This is a genomic window from Tenacibaculum aquaeponti (genome assembly GCF_057221555.1).
Genome location: NZ_CM170147.1, coordinates 1818908 through 1844798 on the forward strand (window position 1 = coordinate 1818908; position 25891 = coordinate 1844798).

Sequence of the window (25891 nt, forward strand, 5' to 3'; positions counted from 1 at the left end):
ATAGGGTTTAGAAGAATCTAGGTGATTTAGGAATTAAATCTTTAAATATTTCCCAACGTAACATTAACTCATATGTGCCTGAATTATAATTACTATAATTTGATGTTGTTAAATCATATGCAAACCCAATATGTAAGTTTTCTGATGCTTGAATACCTAAAAGTGCACTAATAGAATCATCCCATCTCCATGCTAATCCAGCATTAAATTTTTCTTTAATTAAAAAATTAGCAGAAATATCTAATGAAAGGGGAGCACCATTAACTACTTTTGTTAAAACTGCAGGTTTAAATTTTAAATTTTCATTTAAATTAAATACATAACCTCCTATGAAAAAAAAGTGCATTCGCTCTTCTGCAATATCTCCTCCATTAAAGTTATCGTTATAATGGTTTGTTTTCAAAAAATTAGGTATAGCACCTCCCAAATACCATTTATCTGTGTAGTAGTAAACACCTGCACCAATAGTTGGTAAAAACCTACTAACATTTCCTTGTAAACGTTTATCATTTACATTTTGTACTAAACCTCTATCCCAATCAATATTTAAATGTCTACCACCTAACTTTAATCCAAATGATAAATTTCCTTCATTACTAGTTCTTATCGAATAAGAAACATTTGCATCTAAATAAATTTCCTTTGATGGTCCAATAATATCATTAGTCAAATTAATTCCTAAACCTACTCCGCTATAACCTAGTGGAGTATCATAACTTAAAGTCTGTGTGTCTGGTGCTCCATCAACACCAACCCATTGGGTTCTAGCTAAAACATTAATAACAGTATGTCCATTAGAACCTGCATAAGCAGGGTTTACACTCATAGTGTTATACATGTATTGTGTATACTGTGGATCTTGTTGGGCATTTCCCTTAATGCTGGAGAACAATAACGAAAACCCGATTATAATATATTTAATTTTCATATTCTATTTTTTATCTATTAATATATAACCAACCAACCTTCGGTTTAGATCCATTACCTAAATCAAGTACATAATAATATGTTCCTGTTGGTAATTTCTCATTTACTTGTATTGTTACTCTTCCATTTGAAGTACCATTCCACGTATTATCATAACCAGATTTCTTATATACAAGGTTACCCCATCTATTAAATATTTCTAATCTGTTGTTAGGAAAACTCTCTATACCTCCAATTACAAATAAGTCATTATCACCATCATTATTTGGAGTAAATATGTTGTAAATAATTACATCATCATTTTCTAATGGAACTATTGTTGGGTTATCATTTGTAAGACTTTCAAAATCTGATAAATCTGAAACCTCTTCATCATTAGAATTAAAACCTATACAAATAGCTTGATTAGACACAAATCCATTATTTAGATCTTCTTGAGTTATTGTATATATCGCTGAGTATGATGTAGAATCTGATTCACCAGGTAATAAAACTTCTATTACATTTCCTGTAAGGATTATATTAGGTAATTGATCATCTACACTTACATCAAATAAAGTTGTGTTCCCAGTGTTTACCACTGTAAAATAATAACTTATTGTCTCACCTTCTTCAGTTATACCATTGTTGTTTTCATCATTAAACTCTGCTGTCTTTATGATAGCAACACTTGAAACTAAATTTAAACCTACAACAGTAGGGTCATCTGGCTCTCCATCTGAGTTTGCATCTGTATTGGTCGGATTGTTCGGATCATCTGAATCATCACTCACACCTGTACCCGATGGACTGCTTCCTGAAACTGTAGCCGTATTGACTACCGAACCTGAATCAACATCTGATTGTAATAAAGTATAACTCGCTGTATATGTCCACGTCTCATCTACTTCTAATAAATTGTTGCTGTTTGTATCTCCACTTACAGGACCTGATACAACTCCTCCTAATAGAGGATCGTTCAATACAACACTACTTAAAGTTACGTTTCCTGTATTACTAACCACAAACGTATAGTCAATACTATCTCCAGCTTGTAAGCCATCTCCGCCATCATTTAAAACACCAACCTTGGTAATACCAATGCTTGGACTCTCTGGTAAACCTACAACAGTAGGGTCATCTGGCTCTCCATCTGAGTTTGCATCTGTATTGGTCGGATTGTTCGGATCATCTGAATCATCACTCACACCTGTACCCGATGGACTGCTTCCTGAAACTGTAGCCGTATTGACTACCGAACCTGAATCAACATCTGATTGTAATAAAGTATAACTCGCTGTATATGTCCACGTCTCATCTACTTCTAATAAATTGTTGCTGTTTGTATCTCCACTTACAGGACCTGATACAACTCCTCCTAATAGAGGATCGTTCAATACAACACTACTTAAAGTTACGTTTCCTGTATTACTAACCACAAACGTATAGTCAATACTATCTCCAGCTTGTAAGCCATCTCCGCCATCATTTAAAACACCAACCTTGGTAATACCAATGCTTGGACTCTCTGGTAAACCTACAACAGTAGGGTCATCTGGCTCTCCATCTGAGTTTGCATCTGTATTGGTCGGATTGTTCGGATCATCTGAATCATCACTCACACCTGTACCCGATGGACTGTTTCCTGAAACTGTAGCCGTATTGACTACCGAACCTGAATCAACATCTGATTGTAATAAAGTATAACTCGCTGTATATGTCCACGTCTCATCTACTTCTAATAAATTGTTGCTGTTTGTATCTCCACTTACAGGACCTGATACAACTCCTCCTAATAGAGGATCATTCAATACAACACTACTTAAAGTTACGTTTCCTGTATTACTAACCACAAACGTATAGTCAATACTATCTCCAGCTTGTAAGCCATCTCCGCCATCATTTAAAACACCAACCTTGGTAATACCAATGCTTGGACTCTCTGGTAAACCTACAACAGTAGGGTCATCTGGCTCTCCATCTGAGTTTGCATCTGTATTGGTCGGATTGTTCGGATCATCTGAATCATCACTCACACCTGTACCCGATGGACTGCTTCCTGAAACTGTAGCCGTATTGACTACCGAACCTGAATCAACATCTGATTGTAATAAAGTATAACTCGCTGTATATGTCCACGTCTCATCTACTTCTAATAAATTGTTGCTGTTTGTATCTCCACTTACAGGACCTGATACAACTCCTCCTAATAGAGGATCGTTCAATACAACACTACTTAAAGTTACGTTTCCTGTATTACTAACCACAAACGTATAGTCAATACTATCTCCAGCTTGTAAGCCATCTCCGCCATCATTTAAAACACCAACCTTGGTAATACCAATGCTTGGACTCTCTGGTAAACCTACAACAGTAGGGTCATCTGGCTCTCCATCTGAGTTTGCATCTGTATTGGTCGGATTGTTCGGATCATCTGAATCATCACTCACACCTGTACCCGATGGACTGCTTCCTGAAACTGTAGCCGTATTGACTACCGAACCTGAATCAACATCTGATTGTAATAAAGTATAACTCGCTGTATATGTCCACGTCTCATCTACTTCTAATAAATTGTTGCTGTTTGTATCTCCACTTACAGGACCTGATACAACTCCTCCTAATAGAGGATCGTTCAATACAACACTACTTAAAGTTACGTTTCCTGTATTACTAACCACAAACGTATAGTCAATACTATCTCCAGCTTGTAAGCCATCTCCGCCATCATTTAAAACACCAACCTTGGTAATACCAATGCTTGGACTCTCTGGTAAACCTACAACAGTAGGGTCATCTGGCTCTCCATCTGAGTTTGCATCTGTATTGGTCGGATTGTTCGGATCATCTGAATCATCACTCACACCTGTACCCGATGGACTGCTTCCTGAAACTGTAGCCGTATTGACTACCGAACCTGAATCAACATCTGATTGTAATAAAGTATAACTCGCTGTATATGTCCACGTCTCATCTACTTCTAATAAATTGTTGCTGTTTGTATCTCCACTTACAGGACCTGATACAACTCCTCCTAATAGAGGATCGTTCAATACAACACTACTTAAAGTTACGTTTCCTGTATTACTAACCACAAACGTATAGTCAATACTATCTCCAGCTTGTAAGCCATCTCCGCCATCATTTAAAACACCAACCTTGGTAATACCAATGCTTGGACTCTCTGGTAAACCTACAACAGTAGGGTCATCTGGCTCTCCATCTGAGTTTGCATCTGTATTGGTCGGATTGTTCGGATCATCTGAATCATCACTCACACCTGTACCCGATGGACTGCTTCCTGAAACTGTAGCCGTATTGACTACCGAACCTGAATCAACATCTGATTGTAATAAAGTATAACTCGCTGTATATGTCCACGTCTCATCTACTTCTAATAAATTGTTGCTGTTTGTATCTCCACTTACAGGACCTGATACAACTCCTCCTAATAGAGGATCGTTCAATACAACACTACTTAAAGTTACGTTTCCTGTATTACTAACCACAAACGTATAGTCAATACTATCTCCAGCTTGTAAGCCATCTCCGCCATCATTTAAAACACCAACCTTGGTAATACCAATGCTTGGACTCTCTGGTAAACCTACAACAGTAGGGTCATCTGGCTCTCCATCTGAGTTTGCATCTGTATTGGTCGGATTGTTCGGATCATCTGAATCATCACTCACACCTGTACCCGATGGACTGCTTCCTGAAACTGTAGCCGTATTGACTACCGAACCTGAATCAACATCTGATTGTAATAAAGTATAACTCGCTGTATATGTCCACGTCTCATCTACTTCTAATAAATTGTTGCTGTTTGTATCTCCACTTACAGGACCTGATACAACTCCTCCTAATAGAGGATCGTTCAATACAACACTACTTAAAGTTACGTTTCCTGTATTACTAACCACAAACGTATAGTCAATACTATCTCCAGCTTGTAAGCCATCTCCGCCATCATTTAAAACACCAACCTTGGTAATACCAATGCTTGGACTCTCTGGTAAACCTACAACAGTAGGGTCATCTGGCTCTCCATCTGAGTTTGCATCTGTATTGGTCGGATTGTTCGGATCATCTGAATCATCACTCACACCTGTACCCGATGGACTGTTTCCTGAAACTGTAGCCGTATTGACTACCGAACCTGAATCAACATCTGATTGTAATAAAGTATAACTCGCTGTATATGTCCACGTCTCATCTACTTCTAATAAATTGTTGCTGTTTGTATCTCCACTTACAGGACCTGATACAACTCCTCCTAATAGAGGATCATTCAATACAACACTACTTAAAGTTACGTTTCCTGTATTACTAACCACAAACGTATAGTCAATACTATCTCCAGCTTGTAAGCCATCTCCGCCATCATTTAAAACACCAACCTTGGTAATACCAATGCTTGGACTCTCTGGTAAACCTACAACAGTAGGGTCATCTGGCTCTCCATCTGAGTTTGCATCTGTATTGGTCGGATTGTTCGGATCATCTGAATCATCACTCACACCTGTACCCGATGGACTGCTTCCTGAAACTGTAGCCGTATTGACTACCGAACCTGAATCAACATCTGATTGTAATAAAGTATAACTCGCTGTATATGTCCACGTCTCATCTACTTCTAATAAATTGTTGCTGTTTGTATCTCCACTTACAGGACCTGATACAACTCCTCCTAATAGAGGATCATTCAATACAACACTACTTAAAGTTACGTTTCCTGTATTACTAACCACAAACGTATAGTCAATACTATCTCCAGCTTGTAAGCCATCTCCGCCATCATTTAAAACACCAACCTTGGTAATACCAATGCTTGGACTCTCTGGTAAACCTACAACAGTAGGGTCATCTGGCTCTCCATCTGAGTTTGCATCTGTATTGGTCGGATTGTTCGGATCATCTGAATCATCACTCACACCTGTACCCGATGGACTGCTTCCTGAAACTGTAGCCGTATTGACTACCGAACCTGAATCAACATCTGATTGTAATAAAGTATAACTCGCTGTATATGTCCACGTCTCATCTACTTCTAATAAATTGTTGCTGTTTGTATCTCCACTTACAGGACCTGATACAACTCCTCCTAATAGAGGATCGTTCAATACAACACTACTTAAAGTTACGTTTCCTGTATTACTAACCACAAACGTATAGTCAATACTATCTCCAGCTTGTAAGCCATCTCCGCCATCATTTAAAACACCAACCTTGGTAATACCAATGCTTGGACTCTCTGGTAAACCTACAACAGTAGGGTCATCTGGCTCTCCATCTGAGTTTGCATCTGTATTGGTCGGATTGTTCGGATCATCTGAATCATCACTCACACCTGTACCCGATGGACTGCTTCCTGAAACTGTAGCCGTATTGACTACCGAACCTGAATCAACATCTGATTGTAATAAAGTATAACTCGCTGTATATGTCCACGTCTCATCTACTTCTAATAAATTGTTGCTGTTTGTATCTCCACTTACAGGACCTGATACAACTCCTCCTAATAGAGGATCGTTCAATACAACACTACTTAAAGTTACGTTTCCTGTATTACTAACCACAAACGTATAGTCAATACTATCTCCAGCTTGTAAGCCATCTCCGCCATCATTTAAAACACCAACCTTGGTAATACCAATGCTTGGACTCTCTGGTAAACCTACAACAGTAGGGTCATCTGGCTCTCCATCTGAGTTTGCATCTGTATTGGTCGGATTGTTCGGATCATCTGAATCATCACTCACACCTGTACCCGATGGACTGTTTCCTGAAACTGTAGCCGTATTGACTACCGAACCTGAATCAACATCTGATTGTAATAAAGTATAACTCGCTGTATATGTCCACGTCTCATCTACTTCTAATAAATTGTTGCTGTTTGTATCTCCACTTACAGGACCTGATACAACTCCTCCTAATAGAGGATCATTCAATACAACACTACTTAAAGTTACGTTTCCTGTATTACTAACCACAAACGTATAGTCAATACTATCTCCAGCTTGTAAGCCATCTCCGCCATCATTTAAAACACCAACCTTGGTAATACCAATGCTTGGACTCTCTGGTAAACCTACAACAGTAGGGTCATCTGGCTCTCCATCTGAGTTTGCATCTGTATTGGTCGGATTGTTCGGATCATCTGAATCATCACTCACACCTGTACCCGATGGACTGCTTCCTGAAACTGTAGCCGTATTGACTACCGAACCTGAATCAACATCTGATTGTAATAAAGTATAACTCGCTGTATATGTCCACGTCTCATCTACTTCTAATAAATTGTTGCTGTTTGTATCTCCACTTACAGGACCTGATACAACTCCTCCTAATAGAGGATCGTTCAATACAACACTACTTAAAGTTACGTTTCCTGTATTACTAACCACAAACGTATAGTCAATACTATCTCCAGCTTGTAAGCCATCTCCGCCATCATTTAAAACACCAACCTTGGTAATACCAATGCTTGGACTCTCTGGTAAACCTACAACAGTAGGGTCATCTGGCTCTCCATCTGAGTTTGCATCTGTATTGGTCGGATTGTTCGGATCATCTGAATCATCACTCACACCTGTACCCGATGGACTGCTTCCTGAAACTGTAGCCGTATTGACTACCGAACCTGAATCAACATCTGATTGTAATAAAGTATAACTCGCTGTATATGTCCACGTCTCATCTACTTCTAATAAATTGTTGCTGTTTGTATCTCCACTTACAGGACCTGATACAACTCCTCCTAATAGAGGATCGTTCAATACAACACTACTTAAAGTTACGTTTCCTGTATTACTAACCACAAACGTATAGTCAATACTATCTCCAGCTTGTAAGCCATCTCCGCCATCATTTAAAACACCAACCTTGGTAATACCAATGCTTGGACTCTCTGGTAAACTTACAACAGTAGGGTCATCTGGCTCTCCATCTGAGTTTGCATCTGTATTGGTCGGATTGTTCGGATCATCTGAATCATCACTCACACCTGTACCCGATGGACTGCTTCCTGAAACTGTAGCCGTATTGACTACCGAACCTGAATCAACATCTGATTGTAATAAAGTATAACTCGCTGTATATGTCCACGTCTCATCTACTTCTAATAAATTGTTGCTGTTTGTATCTCCACTTACAGGACCTGATACAACTCCTCCTAATAGAGGATCGTTCAATACAACACTACTTAAAGTTACGTTTCCTGTATTACTAACCACAAACGTATAGTCAATACTATCTCCAGCTTGTAAGCCATCTCCGCCATCATTTAAAACACCAACCTTGGTAATACCAATGCTTGGACTCTCTGGTAAACCTACAACAGTAGGGTCATCTGGCTCTCCATCTGAGTTTGCATCTGTATTGGTCGGATTGTTCGGATCATCTGAATCATCACTCACACCTGTACCCGATGGACTGCTTCCTGAAACTGTAGCCGTATTGACTACCGAACCTGAATCAACATCTGATTGTAATAAAGTATAACTCGCTGTATATGTCCACGTCTCATCTACTTCTAATAAATTGTTGCTGTTTGTATCTCCACTTACAGGACCTGATACAACTCCTCCTAATAGAGGATCGTTCAATACAACACTACTTAAAGTTACGTTTCCTGTATTACTAACCACAAACGTATAGTCAATACTATCTCCAGCTTGTAAGCCATCTCCGCCATCATTTAAAACACCAACCTTGGTAATACCAATGCTTGGACTCTCTGGTAAACCTACAACAGTAGGGTCATCTGGCTCTCCATCTGAGTTTGCATCTGTATTGGTCGGATTGTTCGGATCATCTGAATCATCACTCACACCTGTACCCGATGGACTGCTTCCTGAAACTGTAGCCGTATTGACTACCGAACCTGAATCAACATCTGATTGTAATAAAGTATAACTCGCTGTATATGTCCACGTCTCATCTACTTCTAATAAATTGTTGCTGTTTGTATCTCCACTTACAGGACCTGATACAACTCCTCCTAATAGAGGATCATTCAATACAACACTACTTAAAGTTACGTTTCCTGTATTACTAACCACAAACGTATAGTCAATACTATCTCCAGCTTGTAAGCCATCTCCGCCATCATTTAAAACACCAACCTTGGTAATACCAATGCTTGGACTCTCTGGTAAACCTACAACAGTAGGGTCATCTGGCTCTCCATCTGAGTTTGCATCTGTATTGGTCGGATTGTTCGGATCATCTGAATCATCACTCACACCTGTACCCGATGGACTGCTTCCTGAAACTGTAGCCGTATTGACTACCGAACCTGAATCAACATCTGATTGTAATAAAGTATAACTCGCTGTATATGTCCACGTCTCATCTACTTCTAATAAATTGTTGCTGTTTGTATCTCCACTTACAGGACCTGATACAACTCCTCCTAATAGAGGATCGTTCAATACAACACTACTTAAAGTTACGTTTCCTGTATTACTAACCACAAACGTATAGTCAATACTATCTCCAGCTTGTAAGCCATCTCCGCCATCATTTAAAACACCAACCTTGGTAATACCAATGCCAGGATTTACTGGCATACCTATAATTGTGCTATCATTATAAGGATTACCATCTCCGTTTGCATCTGTAGCTCCACCATCATCATCTGAGGGAAAAGTAACGGTATCTGGATTACCATCTCCATCAAGATCTACTGCAAGACCTTGTGCTATTGCATTATTGCTAACGCTTCCGTTATCTAAATCTGCTTGAGTGACTGCATATGTAGCTGTTATTGTATTGTTAGTTGCACCTGGCGCTAGCGAAGCGATTGGATTACCTGATATTGTTAACCCTGGCATAGGATCTGATATTACTATATTATCTATGGCAATATTACCTATATTAGTAATGGTAAATACATAGGTAATGGTTTCTCCAACATCTGCAAAGCTGTTACCGTTTGCATCATTAAATGTTGCTGTTTTAACTACTGTTAATGCTGGATCTGGCACTTGTAATGAAGCCTCATTAGCCGCCACAAATCCTATATCTGACTGACCGCTAAACCTAACTATTAACCTATCTACTTGAGAAGCATTTGCTGTTGTTATACCCAAGGAAGCATAATCTAACGCCATCATTCTTATATCCCTAGAAGTGTTACTAGCTCCCGCCCATAAAGTTCCATCGGGATTAAAAATATCTAATATATATGTACCAAGAACCGGATACCCTAAAAAGGAAATTGAAACCTGATTACCAACAACATTACCTGAAGAATCTACAAACCATATCCTATCAACAGTAGATGATGGTTGTGCTATTTGATTAAATAAGAGATCTGGCACACCATCGTTAATTGTTGAAATATTAATAGCTCCTGGTTGCAACTGAAATGTTGTTTGACCTGCTGGTATGTTTGCGACTCCAGTGCCCAAGGCTAATCCTTTAACCCCATCTGTTAACCTTTGGGCGTATTCTTCTGAAGTTGCCGTTGCACCAGCAACAGGCGGAATTAAGTTTGCTACCGTGACAGTACCATCTATTCTTGCACCTTGCAAAAACAAACCACCTGTTGGTATACTTCTTATTGGCAATGATTTAAAGTTGGCCGGTGTAAAAGAAACACCATTTGCTGTTAAACTTGCATCATTTACACCTGTTGAGTAAACTGTTCCGTTCCATCTAAAAGCTGTTAAATTATTGTAACTATCAGGTCTGTTATTTCCTGTAGTTGCAACATTTGACGTCCAATAGCCATTCCAATCAGTCCATATTCTTCCGACTGAGGATTGAGCTGCTGCTTTTGACATACTTAATAAAAAGCATATCAAGAAAATAATTATTATTTCTCGAATGTCATTTTTTTTCATGTGGTCCCTCCTTTTTGTATTCTTTTATTAGATGGTACAAAAAAAAAAAACCTCTGAAAAACAAGATGTTGAAAAAAAAACAATAATACTTATAACATAAAAAACATATTAACACATGTTTTTTATGTTATAACTTAGTTCTATTATTTCTTAAGTAGTTTTCTGGTGTAGTCTTAACATACTTTTTAAAAGCATGAAAAAAATTTGTATAACTTGAAAAACCTAAATCAAATGCTAGGTCTTTTAAATTTATGTTTTCTGTTACAATTATATGTTTTGCCTTATCTATTTTGGTTTTTATTATGAATTGATAAGGTGTAATACCAACATACTTTTTAAATATATTTGAAAAATGTTGTGTACCCCATTGGGTTAATGTAGCCAACTCACTAATTTCAATTTTTTTATCTATATTATTTTGTATGTATTGAATTACGTTTTTAATGCTTAATGGTAGGTAATCTGTATTATTACTCTTCTCTAATACTAATTGAACTAAAATAGTTACATCTACAGATTTAAATGGTTTAACAATATAACCACTTGGTGATGTTTTTTTTACTTGATTTAATGTTTTATTATCTGTATATGAAGTTATATATATATAAGGACATAAATTTTTTGTTTCTATAAATTTTGCTAACTCTACTCCTGTTTTGCTTGAATCTAAATTTATATCTATTAACACGAGATCTGGCGTTTGAGCTAAAATAGCTTTTACTCCTTCTTCATATGTTGTTGCTCCTATAATAATATCATAATTAAATTCAGATAATATTTCTTTTAAATGTAATGCTACAATTAACTCGTCCTCTACAATTATAATTTTTTTACTCATTATTATAATTTTAAAATTAATTGATTAATAGTACCCATATTAGATGAAGTAATTTCTAAAGTTGCTTTTAATTGTAGTGAAAGTAAATTTACTAATTGCAATCCGAAACTATTACTTTGATTTTTTACATCATAACCTTTCCCATCATCTTTTATTTTTAATATAAATAAATCATTTTTATACTTTTTAAATTCTATGTGTATATTTCCACTACTATTAATAAATGCATATTTACATGAGTTTAAAATTAATTCATTAACTATCAGGCCAATAGTTATTGCTGTATCTATATTAATACTGGTATTTTGTATTGAAATATGAAATTTAATTTTTGATAACTTATTAGTATATATTTTCTTTAAATTATTAATAAGTTGATTTACATATACATCTAAACTAATAAATTCTAGATTTTGATTTTTATACAAGTTTTCATGAACCAATGCCATGGCTTCTATTCTAGACTGACTTTTACTTACAAACTCTTCAACACTAATATTATATTTTTTATTTGCTTGAAGATTTAATAGACTAGTAATTAATTGAAGATTATTTTTAACTCTATGGTGTACCTCTTTAATTAATATATTTTTTTCATTGAGGGTTTTGGTTAATTCATTTTTAGTTAATTCTAGTTTAACAATACTGTTTTTATAACTACTATTTAATTTTTCTTTTTTATTAGAAATGTTTTTTAAAATTAATGTATAAACAAATATTATAATAGTAAATATTACACCTATGAGTAATATTATATTTCTTGTTTTGACCTTTAATTCATTTTTTTGATTTTTTATTTTTAATTTTTCTATTTCAGAATTATCGATATATTTATCAAACTCTAATTGTAACTTTATAAGATCATTTTCTTTTTCACTTTTATAATTTTCATTTTGAATAGCCAAGTAACTATTTTTATATCTAAAGTAATTTAAAGTGTCTTTTATTTTTAAATAAGAATTAGTTAATTTAGAGTATAGCTCTTCTTCATTAATTTCAAAAACTATTTTATTTGTATGAGTTAAGTATTTTTCTGTTTCAATTAAATTTTTAATTGCTTTGTTATATTGTTTTAACTCAAAATAACAAAGTCCTAAATTGTACTTAGCTATATTAATAGATTCCTCATTTAAATTAAGGTCAATTATCTTATTACTTAAAGAAATACATTTATTATATTGATTTTTATAATAAGCTAAGTTTGCTATTCTGTTATTATTGTTTATATAATATAATCTACTTTTTTGGGCATCAAAGTAATTACTTGCTTGATTTAATAAAGTATCTGCTTTCTCAAATTTTTTCAATTTTACTTGGATTAGTGCAGCATTTGATTTTAAAATTGCAATACTTTGATCATCCTTTAATGCAAAAAACTTTTTATCAATAGATTTATTCGAATAATCTAGTGCTAAATCAGGCATATTTAACTTCATATAAAGCAAAGCTACTTCAGAAAAAACATTTGGTATATATATATATTTGTTAGTATTCTCGTATATAATTATTGCTTTTTTATAATTGTTTATTGCTTTTTTTAATTGTTTATTTCTAGTATTAATAGCTCCTAATAAACTATAGGCAAACCCAGCATAAAAATCTTGTTTTAAATTATCTGAAAAATCATTTTGTAAGTTTTGCTCTGCTTCAATATATTTTTTTTTAAAAAAAAGTATTAATGATTTATAGTATAACATTTCATTAATATATATTTTTTCCAAATTTTGTGGTAATTCAAAAAAATTTGCAATTATTTTTTCTGCGTTATTATAATCGCCATCATGTATTAAACTATTTGTCTTTAAAATCAAAGATTGAGCAATACCTTTTTTGTAGTTTGATTTTTCTGAATAAACAAAAATTGTATCAACTAAATCATTATAAGTTTTAATATCTGATTTACGCTTTTTTCTTGCTAGTTTATATAAGGAATCAATTTTTAAAGAAATATAGGATTCTTCCTGATTTTGACTATAAGTATTGCTTATAGTAATTAATACTAATAAAGTGATAATAAATTTACGCACAAAAACCAATCTTATATTCAAAACAAATATTATAAAAAAAGATTAATCAATTATAAATATTATTAAAAAAACTCTCAAATAAACAGGGGTTTAACTATACTTAATTACCTTAAATTCAGAATTTATAGTAACCACGAGAAGTTAGTTCAAAACGAATTTGATTTTCAAGAGGCATTTTAACATTTAACAATAATCGTAAAAAGATTACCATCTTATGCATTAAAAATTACTGTTAGTTCTCACCCAATGTTTTAACGAATCTATACATTTTAAGAATACTAAAATTAGCTTTAAAAGAAATTATTGCATAAGGGTTTTCCCACAGACAAATAACCCAAGAAGTACTTGTTAAAATCATTTATAAAATCAATAAAAAAAGAATTCCATATCTATTATTATTTTAAGAGATTATCGACTTATCTAAAAGAAGATGATATTGAGTATTAAATTATCAAACTAGCTTGACTCCACGGTTTTTTTAAATATTTGAATAAATTTAGACTAACCTTTTTATTAAGTTAATTAATATTTTGATAATGAGACTAGGTTAAATAATCATCTATTATATATAAATGATTTCTAATAATATTGATTCTATAAAAAATTGTGATTATCTGTAGATAATTTTATTAATAACCTTAAAGTTCTCTCTAACTTTAAATACAATACCATTCATACAATTAAATAAGTGGTTTCTAAAGGTCTATTCTTACAAGCTATTATATCATTGGTGATTTTATCCGTAATTCGAGATATAGTAGAACGAGAGATATTAAAACCGTAAAGTTCTTTTATTAGATCTTCAATATCACTAGTACTCATTCCCTTGGCATATAAGGATATGATGATATTCTCAACTCCATCAAAGGTGCTTTCTCTTTTCTTTATAAGTATAGGACTAAAACTACCTTCTTTATCTCTAGGAACTTGTATCTCTATTTCGCCTAATGAAGTTTTTAATTTCTTTTTAGAATATCCGTTGTGAGCATTACCTGTGATACTTTTCTTATGTTTTTTCATAGTCTAAATGAGCATCTAATTCTCCATCTAGAATCTTTTCTACACCTCGATTATGAAGTTCTTTTAGGGAACTGGTTAACTCTGAACCGTTACTGAATTGTTTTAAAAAAGTCGTCGTTTAATATATCTTCAGGTTTAATCTTTGTGTAAAATTTTAAAATTAATTATTTAAAAAATATCGGGGTTGAATTCAACCCCGATATTTTAAAAAACTTACACAGTTTATGAGATACAACCATTACCTACAAAATTATTTCACATTAAACCTACTCTTAAACTTCATTTCAATCAATAATCTTTGCATTTCTTGAATTTGTATCAACATTGCTTCTATATCTCCTTTTGTAGCAGGTAAAGAGTTTGGGTTAAATATTTTTTTTAGACCATAAACAGCTGAATCTGAAATTAAATTACTTGTAACCGTATTTGTTATACTTTTTGTATCAAATATTTTTTCTTCTTTTTCAAGTAGGCTATCAAGTTTTGAATTTAATTCACTGGGTAAAAGCTGATTCTCTTTTTTGGTTTTGATAGCTCCTAATTTGTTAATAGACTTTTTATATCCTCCTGAAACATACTCATATTTATTTCTTTTGTAACAAGCCATAGTTCTACAACTTGCACTGCAATACTTTTGATTTCTTCTTTTTCTTTTAAATACTTCACCACAATTTTTGCAATTTATCTTGATTTTCATCGATTTTAGTATTTTAAAACGTTAAATTGAATAAAATTTAACGTTTTATAAAATGGGTAAAAAAATAAAGACTAACTATTCAGTAAGTCTTTATTTACTATTACTTCTTGTTAAAAACATTCTTTAATAAATATTGAATCGCATCCTCCTTTGTTAAAATATGAGTATTAAGTTTCTTTACATTATGAATGTTAAAACGAAATTCTTTTTGTAGCATTTCAAATAACAATTTTTGCTCTTCTAATGGAAGAGCTTTTGCTACTTGATATACTACTTGTGCATTCAATATTACTTTTGATTTAATATAATTAAACACAATAGTAATAACTCTAAAAATAAGCTAAAGAAGTTAAACGAGGTTACACCACTTTAAGCAAGGTTACGTGAGGATAAACTACTTTACGTCACTTTAAAGTAACCTAACACAAACTATTTTATTAAAAAAGAGTAGTCTTCAGGCAATTCTGCATCTATATCTCGTAAATATTTTTCTAGTGCAGTTATTGTTGAATGACCCGTAATCAACATTAACTTACTTTTAGTTTCAAACGGAGAATTTGTTTTGCGAAGTTCTCTATATAGTTTTGTAATAAAAGTATGTCTAAAACTATATAAGCCATATTCTTTACCTAACTTAAAGTGATCTTTTATATTCTTGAATCTTTTAGTAAAATAGTCTCTTTTATTTTCCTCTTCAATATCCCACTCTCCACCTACCGTGTTTTGTGTGAATAAAAAAGATTTTGGGTTTTTATTTGAGAAATCAGGTAATTGTTCAAGTAAAATTTCTGGTATAATCTTAATTTTCACAGGACTGTTTTTGGCTTTGACATATAGTTTTTTGTCTTTAACATCTATATCTTCAACTTTTAATCTGCACACTTCAATTGGTCGTAAAAAATTATAGGATATAAATTGAATAAATAAGAGCAAATGCTCGTCATTTTCCTTCAAATAATCATAAATATCTTTTTGCAATTTTGGAGTATATGTTTTATTCCTTTTAGGTTTAGATTTTAATACACTAATCTTTTTTACAAAGTTTTCGGTAATCAATTCGTTATCTTCTAAAATTTGAAACAGCGAAGCTATATCTGTACGAGTATTATTTCTGTTTCTTGCACTTGAACTTTGTAAAACTTCGTTTAAATATTCAATCACAAGTTTCTTATGAATGGTAGTTATAGATTGTTTTTCGTAGCCTTCCTTTTTTAACCATTTAGAAAAACGATTAATCCTGCTTTTATATTTAGTAAATGAATTTTTGTTCATTAACCTTTCTTTTAAACTCAACCCAATTTTAAAAGCCTCAGCAATTGATTTACTCTCGAGTTCTTGAGTCTCAATACGTTCTTTTTTTTCTTTTTGATTTTTTTGCGTTTGCGCAATATTAGAAGATTGTGCTATACTAGAACTACCAAATAATTCTGCTTCTAATTGCGAATTATCTTGATATGGATTAAAACCTGCTTGCAGTAATTCTAACAATGCTTTTTGCATAGTAAGTAAAAACGCAATGCGTTCTCTTTTTGTTTTTAACTTATTTACACCAGCCTTAATATGTGGCTGTCTTTTCAGTTTTTGCGTTTGTGGATTTCGATAAGAATAATACACAAACCAATCCTTTTTTAATGCAGTTTCTTTTTCAAGTTTTGTCAGTTTAGACCACTCAGATATTTGTACTCCACCAGTATATATTTTAGGTTCTGTAAAATTCATTTTCATTGCAAAAGTGTTTACGCTAGCGTTTACGGTACGTAAAAGTAAGAAAGATAAAGACATAAAAAAACGGATTGTAGTAAACAATCCGTTGATTTTAAAAGCTTAAGCTTAGTAGCGGGAGCTGGACTCGAACCAGCGACCTTCGGGTTATGAGCTTTGATGTCTTTAACCTTATTTAATACAAAATGTTAAAAAACAACCTGTTAACGAATTAGTTGCAAACATATAAAGTCATTTAATTCTATAAAAACACACTAAATGTTTTTACATTGTTTTTACAAAATGATTTTCGTTTTGTATTTTTGATGTGTAAAACAACATCATTTATGGCTTCAATCAAAGTGATCCTTTGGAAATATAGAAAACGAGAGGATGGCTCCTGTTCTATAGCTATTCGAATAACAAAAGATCGAAAACCTCAGTACATTCATACTGGACAGTACATCCATGAAAAAGATTGGGATACTAAAAACGGTATCATTAAAAAATCACACCCTAATTCGAAACGTTTAAACAATCTCATCCAAAAGAAACTTAGTGAAGCCTACGCAACATCTTTGGATGAGGAAGTTAGCAAAAATCACCTTTCTGCAAAACAAATAAAGAAAAAAGTAAAAAGACAATCTTCTGGTGTTTATTTCTTTGAACTCGCAACGGAACGTATCAAAAGAAAATTCAAAGAAGGAACTTTCTCAGTTGCAAAATCTGAATTATCTATCCTGTATAATATTCAGGAGTTTTTAGACCTTAACACTACAATCCCTCAACAAAAAGCTATTGAGGATATTAAAAAAAGAAGAAAAGAACGAATTTCACAAGCTCGAAAAGGAGCAGTAGATGTTTCAGAGGTCTTAAAGAACTTTGCAAAAAATCAATCGCTTACATTTAGCGATATTGATATGGCTTTTATTAATCGGTTTAAAAGTTTTTGTACTTCTTATCTTGAACAAAAAACACGAACAGTTACCAATCAACTCATCTTTATTCGCACCCTTTATAACCAAGCTATCAAAGAAAATTTAGTGGATGGTAGAAATTACCCTTTTGCTGGCGAAAAAGAAAAAATTCGTATTTCCTCTGGAAACAAAATTGGTTTAACCAAAGAAGAAATTAGTAAAATTGAAAATATCAAATTAGAGAAAGATTCTTCCATTTGGCATACTCGCAATGTTTGGCTATTTTCTTATTACTTTGCAGGTGTTCGTATTTCAGATGTCCTTGAATTAAAATGGTCTGACTTCATTGATGGCCGTTTATACTATCAAATGAATAAAAACGAAAAGCCTGTAAGTCTTAAAGTTCCTGAGCAAGCAATGAATATCCTTAATCTGTACCAAGAAAGCAGGAAAAAGAAAAATGATTTTGTGTTTCCTTTTCTTAAAAAAGCTAATCCTAAAAATAAACAGGATATGTTTACTAAAATGAGAAATGCTACATCATTATTCAACAAATATTTGAAAAGAATTGCAACTCTATGTGAAATTGATAAAAATCTTTCCAATCATATTGCAAGGCACAGTTTTGGAAATATAGCAGGTGATGCAATTCATCCATTAATGCTTCAAAAGCTATACCGCCATACAGATTTAAAAACGACCATTAACTATCAAGCTAATTTTATCCATAAAGAAGCAGATGATGCATTAGAACAAGTTTTAAATTCTTAAAACCAATTATTTCTGCTTAAACCCCACCAAAGCAAAATTCTGTTTGTTCTTTCCCCAAGTCTTTCCTGCTTTAAAAACAATATTTTCGACAATATATTTATTAGATTTTCTACCAGTCTTTAGTGTTGTGAAATGATCTGGAGTCACTCGATATTGCATCTGCTGATTTTTACTTTTGCTAATCTCCATATCTTTACTGAAGCTCAAATGCTCAAAATCAACTTTGTGTTGTCCAATCATTTGTGAAGCCCACAGATTAGTATCGTAATTATCATTGCTAGCAAAATATTTCAGATTCAAGTTTCCGAGTAAACTTTTAGCTCTAGACTCTGGTTGTTCACTCCCCATAATGAAATAGATATTGTTAATATTTTGCGTGATATAAACGGATGCTACCCATGAACTTCTGGATGTTGTAGCAAATATGCTATCCTTTTGTGGATTACAAAAAAGGTGGTATTCATCTATAAATATACCAACAGGTTTTGGGTTTTCTTCGTTTTCAACATCCCTTCTCTCCATACATTCCTGAAAAACAGTCTTGTAGATAGTCGCAGCTAAAACACCTGCTAGCTTAAATTCCTTGATTGGGAAATCAATGATTACAATTTTATTTTGTTCATAAATATTTTCTGGTAGTAATTCTTCACTTAATCCATTTGTAAATTGATCTTTTAAAATTCCATTATTCAAAAAAGGCTCTACAATCCCCATAAAACTAGAAACGATAATTCCCGAGGTTTTTTCACCAATTTTAGGAAGTTCCTGAAGCCAATAATTTATTACCAAATTTGCTTGATCTCTATCATTTGCATTTAGTGTTCTGTTACTAATTTTCAAAAGTATTTGCAGAAAATAACGATCTTCAATCCAAGTGTTAATTTCGGTCTGTGCTTTATGACGTTTGTCTGGATCAATCTTGGGATCTGCTGCCAATCGTTCTAATTTTCGATAATACTCTGGCTCTCCTTCTACAAAACGAGATGAAACAAGCCTACGCATATTGAAAATACTAATTTCTTCTCCTGAGAGTCTCAGAACAGAGATGCAACGACTTATAAGCATCCTCAATGATAAATCCCAATATTCTTCGTTTTTTCCTCTACCACTTCCAGATTGATAAACTCTAACAGCATCACTTAGACCTACTAAAAATTCTACAATGTTAAGAATTTCACCTGCTCCCTCTCCTTCACGGTGCATTTCATAGTCTAAAAAGTTAAATCTGAGGTTACTTTGCTTATCAAATATCACCACATCTTCACTACGATCAGGAGCCACCTCTTCAATGTATCGCATCCACCTTCTACGCTCATCCTTCTTCGCACATAAAATGACCATACCAAAACCACTTTTAAGCATAGCATGTGCAATATGTCTCCCTGCTCCACTGGATTTACCACTTCCAATAGCCCCAGTAATAAGAGTTCCTTCTATGCTATCAGCCCACGTAATCACTGTATCTGTCTTAGGGATTTTATATAAAGGTGTATCTAATAAATCCTCGTAACTTTGATGCTTATTTTTAGAACCAATGCCAAAAAATTTCATAACTAAAAGGTATTTTTGGTTTTACTATCTAAGAATTCCTGTATCGATTCAGGGTCATAGCGAATAACTTTCTTACTCGGCTGTGAATACCTTATTTTTCCTTCATCACGATAGCGTTGTAAGGTCGTTGGCGAAGAAATACCCAATTCCTTCATGGCTTCTTTTGGAGTCAGCCATTTTTTTTGCTCTGCATTTATTTTTCCACTCATTCGCTCAACAGCTCTGTCAATGAGTTCAAAAAATGCTTCTTCCTCAATTAGTATCACTTTCATAATTCTGTATTTTTCAATTCTGCTTTATTATCTATCTCTATCCTTACCTTTTATCTTCTCAAAAGTTTTGCGTATGTCCTTCGGCTCTGGGGTATAGGTATTAAAATATTTGCTCAGGCTTTTTTCCGTTTTCTCTGCTGTTTTTTGATTTGGTTTTAATTCCTCAATAGCATTGTGATTTACAATACCTGATTCAACTACATCTACTTTGGAAATGACATTCTCTTTAGCCTGCTGTACTGCTTTAAATGCACCCATGAGCTTTCCAAGTTTATTGTAAACTTTAGCCTTTTGTCTGTTAATTTTCGGTGCTTGTTTGGTAGTTTTTGAAGGAGCTTCTCTATCAAAAAGTTTGGTTAAATTCTCATGATTCTTGTACTCGGCTTTGGCTTCTTCTAGTATTTCATCCCTAAAATACTGGTCTTGTCGTTCTCTGATGTCTTTTAGGTTGTCATGATACGCATGCGGCAATCCTGCCCTTACTCCTTGTGCATAATACAAATCAGCCTGTGTACGTTTAACTTGCTCTTCTTTGATTTTTTCAACGTATCGCTGCTTGATTTTTTGAACTTTGAAAAATTGTTCTTTGCTTCCGTTGCTATATAAATCCAAACGCTCCTGCAATTCTCCATCAGATAAATCCTTTTCTGCGTTTATCATATCTGGGGTATTATCTTGCTTGATAACCGTTGGTGATAATTTGTCCTGTTTTGTCCTTTCTGTTTTTGATGTTCTCATAAATCATAATGTTTAAAATCAATCTACTTGTTTACTAATAGCTTTTCCCTCAATGGTTATATTGGAAATAAATACCGGTGATATCCCATCATCTTTTTCTGAAAAACTCTCAGAAACCCATAACAGGGATTCTGATGCTAGAGCCTCGTCAATAGGTGCGATATTTCTACCTTTTATGATGATTAAAAGCTGATACGCCATGATAAAAAGTGCATCATTTTTATCGGATAACTCTGTAATGGGTAATGTGGCGTATGGCACTCTAAACTTTCTTCCTGACCTTAGAATAATCATAAACTTCTTTATGATTTCTTCTTCCAAAGCCACAGCATAAAATTGATTCTCCGCTGAAAATTCTTTCGATACATTTGGCAACTCTTGTTTAGATTCTACGGGAAATATGCCTCTCAATGGTTTTGTCTCTTTGTTTTGAAATGTCATATTGTTCTTTTTGTCTATGAATATTTTGATGATAATCGCGCTGTTTTTGTCTATGAATATGCTGTGCATGTTCTTTTTCAATATCTCGTGCCGTGGTTCGCTGAGCACTTCTTACCATGGCTTTTTTAAGTTCCTGCTTGTCTGAGGTATAAAGCTGTATTTTATTTTTTCCTCTTGACACACCAACATAAAAACTCTGCTCATTCACTCCACCAAAGGACATATCTGTCATACTGATATACACATCGCTAGCCGTTTTCCCCTGACTGGAATGACTGGTATCTACATAGCCGTGTTTGAAATGATAACTGTTTTTATCTAAAGTTTTGCCTTTGGCTAGTTTAATATCCCCACCTACAAATCCTTTTACCTTTTGTGGTGTGCCGTTATTGATTTTAGTATTTTCTTTAGATTTTAAATTCTCAGTAGGCCGGATTAAATCACCTACTGCAATTTGTGTTTGTGTTTTTTGATATACTGAAAAATGTGTCGGTGTATTATAAGGAAGCTCTAATACTTGCTTTGTTTTTACATCTCGAACTTCAACAGTTTTCTTAGTTGTTTGGGAAACTACCTCATAATGAGTACCAGCCTTAAACCCACCTTTCTGGTTTTTAGTAAAACGAATGATTTGACCTTGCTGATAATTCACCAAATCTTTCTTTTGACTCTCTGTAAAAGATAAATTTTTAAGAGTTTCAAAAGAACGTTCCTTTCCTTTGACAACTCCTTTTTCTTTTAGTTTTTGACGAACAATAGCTGTAATCTGATCACCTTCTGCATGGGTTGGACTCACAATTAAGGCACTTCGTTTTTTTTGAATAGAGCTTAAATAATCATCTGCAATTTGATTTAAACGCTGATCTGTATCAGGGATTTCCTGTATAGCGTTCATTTTATCTAAAGTTTGATAACCACCGCGTATATTTCCGCTAGCAATTTGATTTACCGCCTTACGGTACTCTTTTGGCTCTTGTCTCATATTTTCTTTAACATGGGCAGTTCTTATCTGTGCACTTTTTTGCAACATATAAAACGCATCACCATATTCCCCAGGAGCATTATGCTGTTTGGTGTCTCCACTTAAAATTACTTGTGCATTCTGCGCTTGGGCTTTTTCTAAAACCTGTGTCATGGATTTTACACCACTAAGCCCCGCTTCATCATACAAAAGCACACCATTTCTTATCTTTTGCCTCACCTTTGAATTCACCAGAAAAGCTGCTACCGTGTAAGCATCAAAACCTTCTTTTCTAAGCACTTCTACTGCTTGTGAGGACGGAGCAATACTTACCAACGTTTTATTTTTTTGTTTCACTCCATCTGCTATTTCACTAAGCAAAGTTGTTTTCCCTGCTCCTGCATTTCCTTGAATGCCTGTTATAAAATCAGGGGAACTAAGTGCTGCCTTAACAGCATTCATTTGTCCCTCATTTAGAAAATCTCGCTTAGGTTTATAATTCGGATGGATTGGTTTAAACTTGCCTTTGGTATTTGCAGCAAGTTCAATCATTTTATTTTCGGCACGTACCATTTCACGAGTGGTAATGATAGAAATAGTCTGATCTTCTGACCTCAGAATATCCTCTCTCTCATTCAACGCTTGAGTCACCTCTTCTGGCAATAGTGTTCCGTATCCCAAGCTTAGAGCATGACCAAGTACGCGCTTTTCATGCGCTGTGGATTGTCTTTCCAAAAAATGTTCAAGGCTTCTTTCTACAGCTTCTTTAGCAGATATAGAATTGATCTCATGTTGAGGACTATTCTTTATGTTTTGTAATGTGCTAAATTCTTTTTCACTCAAACGAGCTTTCCAAAGCTCATAAAGCTGCTTGTCATCAACTGCTTTTCCCTTAGAATTTCTTGTGATTACTGCTAGCTTTGCTTTTTCTTTTAGGCTAGTAATTCCTTTTTCTTTTGCTACCAAATCGATTTGCTTACCACGATTGGAATAACGTTCAATAATAGCTCTGGATACTCCTGAAATCTCCCATCGCTCATGAGTTCGTGCTGTTATATAACCCAATTCATTCAGGCGATGACTCATTAGTGCATGATAATAGGCTTCAAAATAAGGTGCGAGCTTATGAATATTTCCAGTCTCAATGGCTTGAAAACGTTTTTTTTCTTCTACCCATGTCACATTAGGCACATAGCAATGGGTATGCATCTGCATATCTGGAATATATAAAACTCTCCCTTTATGATGCACCTCTACAGGACGACTCTCAAAATGATCAAATGCTGCATAAATGATATTACCTGTAGTTATAAAGCCTCGTTGTTTTTGTGTATTTGCCTGTGTCTGTATATGTTTTTCTATTTCCTGCATTGTACTGCGATAGGCATAACGATGTGCACTCAAAATATCAGGGTCTTTGGTTATACCATATAAAACAGAAGCTGATTTAGGGGCTGAAAAAGTAAAATCATAACCTGCTCTACGATTTTTTGCGTTTATAACAGTAAGTCTATCCTTTGTTCCATAATGTTTATTATGAACGAAATCACTAAAAACTTCACCAGTAACCCTACTTCCATGTAGCATTAACTTGACACCTGTTTTTCCATCCCAATGTGCGACTACTTCCTTCTCTTGATAATAGTTTCCTTCTTTACTCAAAGAGTTTTTAAAGTAATCGGCAGCAGCCTGACCATTATATGATTTATAGATTCCGAGCATTGGTTTCTTTTTAAATTTTAGTTGAGTTGTTTGTGAATTATGCTTTTAAAACAGACTGGGTATGCATTTGATAAGCTTTGTCCAACCATTGTTGAGCAGCTTCTGACATAGAAATCAGTATCATGAAAATTCCAAAACACACATCATCTGCATAGTGCCAAGTAGCAAGACCAAGCCCTATACCCAATAGTGGTTCTACAAGGCCACAAATCAGAAATTCATTTACAGGCATCCATCTTGAAAGCACTAAAACGATTAAGCTATTTCCTCGTTTGGTCTGACTTGGATTAGAAAATCCAAGCCAAACTATTATCAAATGGATAAATCCTGATACGACAAATAATCCTGTATAAATCAACAAATAGCATGAATGGATATCAACAAAAACTAATCTGTAAAGCTCATCTTGTGTTTTAAAAAATGGAACTAATGGAACACAAAATGCTACTATAGGCTTTAGTAAGATAGGTACATCCATGCTATTACAACTCAGTAATAGGCTAACTCCAAACATTATAGCCAGTACCCCAATAGTTGCGCTTCCCGCTCTAAAACGAATGGGTGACCAAAACAACATGGCGTGTATGGCTTTGTTAAAACGGAAATAGTATCTGGCTAAAAGCAAGAGCGTTTCTTTCCAAGATTTATATAACAGCGTTTTCCAAAATTGTGTTTGATATACTGCTGCGAATAAAATAGCTGCATCTGAAACTTTAACCGTTTTGCGAGGTGTAATGTTATGATTGGATTTTTGGGTAATCATAATCCTTGTATTAATGAGCTATTTTCTAAACTAGTTACAAACTCAATTCCTGCATTTTTTGACTCGTAATAGCGTGTCCAAAACTGTCTTACTTCTCTAAAAAGTGAATCGTCTTTTTTACTTGGATGAAACACTACTGAAATAACAATTCCTGATAAGTCTGCATCCTTAATCCGAGGGTCATGTTTTTCTAATTCAGCTACTATGTTCTGATAATCATCTCTAATTTTCAAAGGATTCTTACGGTATTTGTAGAAACTGAATTCCGCATTTTCAAATGAATCGCTAAACGCCAATATGCTTTTTCGATCTGCGTTTGATTCCATCAGTTTGTACAAGTGTTCTGCAAAAACACTATATACATAACTTTTGGATAGTTCCTGATTAGGTACATCATAAAGCTGTAATCCGTTTATAAAATCCTTTTCAAATTTTAGCTCTTTTTCATGCTGTTCACTCTCTACCCTTAAAAAGTAGGATGGGCTTTCTTCTTTAACAATTACGGTGCTTTTAGAGATAGATTGATCTCTAATTTCCGTCATCGTTATTTGTCCGTGTGAGATGTTACGGTATATCGAAAACAGGCTATTTTCATTCAGTGGTTCTCTTTTTTCAGTCTGATCGAAAATCAGGACTGCATCACTTTTAGGTGATGTGGTGCAGCCCATCAAAACGAACATAAGACCAATATAAACTTGTCTCATCTTTTAAAATT

At 34.0% G+C, this 25891-nt stretch carries 15 protein-coding genes and 1 pseudogene; 1 reads left to right on the plus strand and 15 read right to left on the minus strand.

All coding sequences use genetic code 11. The features are described from left to right. Positions 1–7: 7 nt before the first annotated feature. From AC2TEO_RS08035 to AC2TEO_RS08070, 8 genes and pseudogenes are all read right to left on the minus strand, one after another. On the minus strand, positions 8–928 hold the full coding sequence (locus AC2TEO_RS08035) for a PorP/SprF family type IX secretion system membrane protein (RefSeq protein WP_442267607.1): 921 nt from the start codon (positions 926–928) through the stop codon (positions 8–10). Between the two features lie 10 nt (positions 929–938). Further along, positions 939–10697 (minus strand): CLIPPER-2 domain-containing protein, encoded by a 9759-nt coding sequence (locus AC2TEO_RS08040; protein WP_442267608.1) that lies wholly within the window; start codon positions 10695–10697, stop codon positions 939–941. Positions 10698–10884: 187 nt separating this feature from the next. Continuing rightward, positions 10885–11595, minus strand: coding sequence for a response regulator transcription factor (locus AC2TEO_RS08045; RefSeq protein WP_442267609.1), 711 nt, complete (start codon positions 11593–11595; stop codon positions 10885–10887). A 2-nt stretch (positions 11596–11597) separates the two neighbouring features. Next, positions 11598–13622, minus strand: a complete 2025-nt coding sequence (locus AC2TEO_RS08050) for a tetratricopeptide repeat-containing sensor histidine kinase (protein ID WP_442267610.1) — start codon at positions 13620–13622, stop codon at positions 11598–11600. Positions 13623–14238: 616 nt separating this feature from the next. Next, positions 14239–14782: pseudogene (locus AC2TEO_RS08055) on the minus strand (transposase); the annotation flags it as partial. A 110-nt stretch (positions 14783–14892) separates the two neighbouring features. Continuing rightward, on the minus strand, positions 14893–15339 hold the full coding sequence (locus tag AC2TEO_RS08060; RefSeq protein ID WP_442267611.1) for a hypothetical protein: 447 nt from the start codon (positions 15337–15339) through the stop codon (positions 14893–14895). A 100-nt stretch (positions 15340–15439) separates the two neighbouring features. After that, positions 15440–15625 (minus strand): hypothetical protein, encoded by a 186-nt coding sequence (locus tag AC2TEO_RS08065; RefSeq protein ID WP_442267612.1) that lies wholly within the window; start codon positions 15623–15625, stop codon positions 15440–15442. Positions 15626–15768: 143 nt separating this feature from the next. After that, positions 15769–17064, minus strand: a complete 1296-nt coding sequence (locus AC2TEO_RS08070; protein WP_442267613.1) for a tyrosine-type recombinase/integrase — start codon at positions 17062–17064, stop codon at positions 15769–15771. Between the two features lie 323 nt (positions 17065–17387). Between AC2TEO_RS08070 and AC2TEO_RS08075 the strand changes: the two genes are divergently transcribed. Beyond that, the gene (locus AC2TEO_RS08075) at positions 17388–18728 is read left to right on the plus strand and encodes a tyrosine-type recombinase/integrase (protein WP_442267614.1); all 1341 of its coding nucleotides are present in this window, start codon (positions 17388–17390) and stop codon (positions 18726–18728) included. A gap of 6 nt (positions 18729–18734) precedes the next feature. On the opposite strand, the gene AC2TEO_RS08080 is transcribed toward AC2TEO_RS08075, so the two are convergent. Genes AC2TEO_RS08080 through AC2TEO_RS08110 form a run of 7 tightly spaced genes read right to left on the minus strand, consistent with a single transcriptional unit; the run spans position 18735 to position 25880 of the window. Beyond that, on the minus strand, positions 18735–20279 hold the full coding sequence (locus tag AC2TEO_RS08080; RefSeq protein WP_442267615.1) for a type IV secretory system conjugative DNA transfer family protein: 1545 nt from the start codon (positions 20277–20279) through the stop codon (positions 18735–18737). A 2-nt stretch (positions 20280–20281) separates the two neighbouring features. After that, positions 20282–20551, minus strand: a complete 270-nt coding sequence (locus tag AC2TEO_RS08085; RefSeq protein WP_442267616.1) for a helix-turn-helix domain-containing protein — start codon at positions 20549–20551, stop codon at positions 20282–20284. 27 nt (positions 20552–20578) lie between these two features. Then, entirely contained in the window at positions 20579–21289 is a 711-nt protein-coding gene (locus AC2TEO_RS08090; protein ID WP_442267617.1) for a hypothetical protein, read from the minus strand. Positions 21290–21307: 18 nt separating this feature from the next. Continuing rightward, positions 21308–21730, minus strand: a complete 423-nt coding sequence (locus AC2TEO_RS08095) for a hypothetical protein (RefSeq protein ID WP_442267618.1) — start codon at positions 21728–21730, stop codon at positions 21308–21310. Next, complete coding sequence (gene mobF / locus AC2TEO_RS08100) at positions 21672–24413, minus strand: MobF family relaxase (protein WP_442267619.1); 2742 nt, start codon at positions 24411–24413, stop codon at positions 21672–21674. Before mobF ends, AC2TEO_RS08095 begins: the two co-directional genes overlap by 59 nt. 37 nt (positions 24414–24450) lie before the next feature. After that, a complete protein-coding gene (locus AC2TEO_RS08105) occupies positions 24451–25176 on the minus strand; it encodes a hypothetical protein (protein ID WP_442267620.1) in 726 nt (241 codons plus the stop codon). Beyond that, positions 25173–25880 (minus strand): hypothetical protein, encoded by a 708-nt coding sequence (locus tag AC2TEO_RS08110; protein WP_442267621.1) that lies wholly within the window; start codon positions 25878–25880, stop codon positions 25173–25175. The genes AC2TEO_RS08105 and AC2TEO_RS08110 overlap by 4 nt, the downstream gene beginning before the upstream one ends. Positions 25881–25891 lie beyond the last annotated feature (11 nt).